This is a genomic window from Streptomyces phytophilus (assembly GCF_013870535.1).
GTDB classification, from domain to species: domain Bacteria; phylum Actinomycetota; class Actinomycetes; order Streptomycetales; family Streptomycetaceae; genus Streptomyces; species Streptomyces phytophilus.
In genome coordinates this window covers 1-3488 of the sequence record NZ_JACBXC010000630.1, presented here as the reverse complement: position 1 = coordinate 3488, position 3488 = coordinate 1, and the positions used below count along the sequence as shown (strand labels likewise).

General features: G+C 70.9%; 3 protein-coding genes and 1 pseudogene. All 4 read right to left on the bottom strand.

All coding sequences use genetic code 11. The features are described 5' to 3' along the window. Nucleotides 1–41: 41 nt before the first annotated feature. Entirely contained in the window at nucleotides 42–416 is a 375-nt protein-coding gene (locus tag H5J30_RS22595; RefSeq protein ID WP_181789216.1) for an FKBP-type peptidyl-prolyl cis-trans isomerase, read from the bottom strand. A gap of 169 nt (nucleotides 417–585) precedes the next feature. After that, nucleotides 586–1569, bottom strand: coding sequence for an FKBP-type peptidyl-prolyl cis-trans isomerase (locus H5J30_RS22590; RefSeq protein ID WP_181789217.1), 984 nt, complete (start codon nucleotides 1567–1569; stop codon nucleotides 586–588). Nucleotides 1570–1696: 127 nt separating this feature from the next. Beyond that, on the bottom strand, nucleotides 1697–3058 hold the full coding sequence (gene pafA / locus H5J30_RS22585) for a Pup--protein ligase (RefSeq protein ID WP_181789215.1): 1362 nt from the start codon (nucleotides 3056–3058) through the stop codon (nucleotides 1697–1699). A gap of 9 nt (nucleotides 3059–3067) precedes the next feature. Further along, a pseudogene (locus tag H5J30_RS22580) lies at nucleotides 3068–3488 on the bottom strand (MFS transporter); the annotation flags it as partial.

Below are 3488 nucleotides of genomic sequence, written 5' to 3'. Positions count from 1 at the left end.
TACGGCGGGGGCCCTGCGCTCTGCTGCGTGCGGACGGTGCCTCAGACCGCGACCAGGTCGCAGACGAAGATCAGCGTCTCGCCCGGCTTGATCCGGCCGCCGCCGGCGCCGGCCTCGCCGTAGGCCAGGTGCGGCGGGATGGTCAGCCGGCGCCGGCCGCCGACCTTCATGCCCGCCACGCCCTGGTCCCAGCCGGGGATGACCTGGCTGGCACCGAGCTGGAACTGCAGCGGCTTGCCGCGGTTCCAGCTCGCGTCGAACTCCTCGCCGCTGGAGAAGGCGACGCCGACGTAGTGGACGGAGACGGTGTCACCGGCCTTCGCGACGGGCCCTTCGCCCTCCCACAGGTCCTGGACCTCCAGGTCGGCCGGCGGCGGGCCTTCGGGGAAGTCGACCTCGGGCTTGTCGATGCTCACGGAAGAACTCCTCGCGCATGAATGAGGGTGAGTGGGCTGCCAAGTCTCGCAGACACCCCGGGGCGGCGGTCCCACCGCCTCCCGGGGGCGCGGCGAGGAGGGCCTGCCGGCCGACGGCCCCGCCCCGCGCCGCGGGCCTCAGGACCGGCCCGGGCGCGCGGAGCGCAGGTCAGACCGTGCCGAGGATGTCGACGACGAAGACCAGCGTCTTCTTCTCCAGCTCGTGGCCCTTGGACTTGCCGTAGCCCAGGTCCGGCGGGATGACCAGCAGCACCCGGTCGCCGACCTTCTTGCCGACCAGCGCCTTGTCCCAGCCCTCGACGACCGAGCCGGTGCCGATCTGGAAGGTGGCCGCGCCGGCGTTGTCCCAGGAGGCGTCGAACTTCTTGCCGTCCTCCCAGGCGTAGCCGGTGTACTGGGCGACGAGCCCCTGGCCGGCCTCGACCTCGGCGCCCTTGCCCTTGATGAGGACCTGCTCCTCCAGCTCCTTCGGGGCGTCCGCGCCGTCCGGGATGGTGATCTTCGCGGCCTTGCCCGCGGGGATCTCGATCTCCGGCATGCCGTCCCGCGGCTCGGCGGACTCGCCCTTCAGCTCGGCCTTGGGGTCGACCTTCCCGGCGCCGGCGACGTCGATGACCCAGACCAGGCCGTCGTTCTTCTTGATGCCCGACTCGGGGTTGAGGCTCTCGCCGACGAGCGCGCCCGCGGTGCCCTCGACCAGCAGCCGGCTGCCCACCGTGTGGCCCTCGACGGAGTCGAGGACGTCCGGCGGCAGCGACTGGTTCGGCTCGCCGACCTTGCCCATGAGCTGCTGGTGCACGGCGCCCGCGCCCTGCCGGCCGCCGCCCCCCGCGGCCTGCGCGGCCCAGGTGCTGCCCAGGTCCTGGTCGTCCTTCATGGTCTTGCCGGCGAAGTCCAGCCGGACCTGGTCGCCCTTGCCGACCTTGGCGCCGTCGCCCTCGCTGAGGACCTTGACGACCGGCTCGTCGGACGCCTTGGCGTCGTCCGGTACGTCGAACTTCGGCTCCTTGCCGAAGGCACCCGTGACCTTGGTCACGGCGGCGGCCTTGCCCCCGTTGTCGGAGTCGGAGGAGTCCTCGGAGCCACAGGCCGCGGCGAACAGCAGGGCGGGCACGACGAGCGCCGCCCCCATGCGGGTCAGTTTGCGATGTGTCATGGGTCCAACTCGTGTAGGGGGTCCGGGCAGCTTCGGCCACTCTACGGCCTTCGCGCCCGGATCCCCGTCATCACATCGGTCCCGTCCCCATCGCGTGCCCCGCCTACATTCCGGCGATCAGCTTTTCCACCCGGTCGTCCACGGAGCGGAACGGGTCCTTGCACAGCACGGTCCGCTGCGCCTGGTCGTTCAGCTTCAGGTGCACCCAGTCCACCGTGAAGTCGCGGCGCTGCTCCTGCGCCCGGCGGATGAAGTCGCCGCGCAGCCTGGCGCGGGTGGTCTGCGGCGGGACCGACTTGGCCTCGAAGATCTTCAGGTCGTTGCAGACCCGGGCGGCCTGGCCCCGCTTCTCCAGCAGGTAGTACAGCCCGCGGCGGCGGTGGATGTCGTGGTAGGCGAGGTCTATCTGCGCGATCCGGGGGTGCGAGAGGGTGATGTTGTTCTTCGCCCGGTAGCGCTCGATGAGCTGGTGCTTCATCACCCAGTCGATCTCGGTGCCGACCTTGGCGAGGTCCTGGGAGCGGATCGCCTCCAGGGTGCGGCCCCACAGCTCCAGGACGCGCTCGACGACACCGGTGCGGATGCCCCGGCGGTCCACGAAGTCCACGGCCTTCTCGTAGTACTCCTGCTGGACCTCCAGCGCGGACGCCTCGCGCCCGCTGGCGAGCCGCACCTTGCGCTGCCCGGTCATGTCGTGGCTGACCTCGCGGATGGCCCGGATCGGGTTCTCCAGGGTCAGGTCGCGCATCACGGTGCCGGCCTCGATCATGCGCAGCACCAGGTCGGTGGCCCCGACCTTGAGCAGCATGGTCGTCTCGGACATGTTGGAGTCGCCGACGATGACGTGCAGCCGGCGGTAGCGCTCGGCGTCGGCGTGCGGCTCGTCGCGGGTGTTGATGATCGGCCGGGAGCGCGTCGTGGCGGAGCTGACGCCCTCCCAGATGTGCTCCGCGCGCTGGCTGACGCAGTAGACGGCGCCGCGCGGCGTCTGCAGCACCTTGCCGGCGCCGCAGATGAGCTGCCTGGTGACGAGGAACGGGATGAGGATGTCGGCGAGCCGGGAGAACTCGCCGTGCCTGGCCACCAGGTAGTTCTCGTGGCAGCCGTAGGAGTTGCCGGCGGAGTCGGTGTTGTTCTTGAAGAGGTAGACGTCGCCGGCGATGCCCTCCTCGTGCAGGCGGCGCTCCGCGTCCACGAGGAGGCCCTCAAGGATGCGCTCGCCGGCCTTGTCGTGGGTGACCAGCTCGATGACGTTGTCACACTCGGGAGTTGCGTATTCGGGGTGCGAGCCGACGTCCAGGTACAGGCGTGCGCCGTTACGCAGGAAGACATTGCTGCTGCGGCCCCAGGAGACGACCCGGCGGAAGAGGTAGCGCGCCACCTCGTCCGGGGACAGGCGGCGCTGCCCCCGGAACGTGCACGTGACGCCGTACTCGTTCTCAAGCCCGAAAATGCGGCGGTCCATGACTGAACATTACGCCTGTCGCTCTGTTTCGAAACCGGGTGCAGCTCCGCCGATTCGATCTTTTTCGACCGGCCGGGCCGGCGGGCCGGTCCGCGCCAGAACCCGGACGAAGCCGGTCAGCACCAGCAGCGCCGCCGCACCGCCCGCTCCGACGACCGCGAAGCCGCCGGTCTCGCCGCCGTGCTCGACGGCCGGGCCGCTGATCGCCGTGCCGGCCGCGGCGCCGAAACCGAAGGTCGTCACCAGCCAGGAGAACGCCTCCGTGGCCGTACCGCGCGGCGCGTGCCGGTCGACGACGACGAAGGAGCAGGCGAGCGCCGGGGCCAGGAACAGGCCCGCGACACCGGAGAGCAGCGTCATCGGGACCGTGCCGGGGGTGAGCGTCAGCGGCAGGTAGCCGACCGCCAGGCCCGCCAGCAGCAGTTGCAGC

Coding starts and splice junctions, on each gene's coding strand:
- H5J30_RS22590 (WP_181789217.1), bottom strand. CDS start 1,569: ATGGGGGCGGCGCTCGTCGTGCCCGCCCTGCTGTTCGCCGCGGCCTGT.
- pafA (WP_181789215.1), bottom strand. CDS start 3,058: ATGGACCGCCGCATTTTCGGGCTTGAGAACGAGTACGGCGTCACGTGC.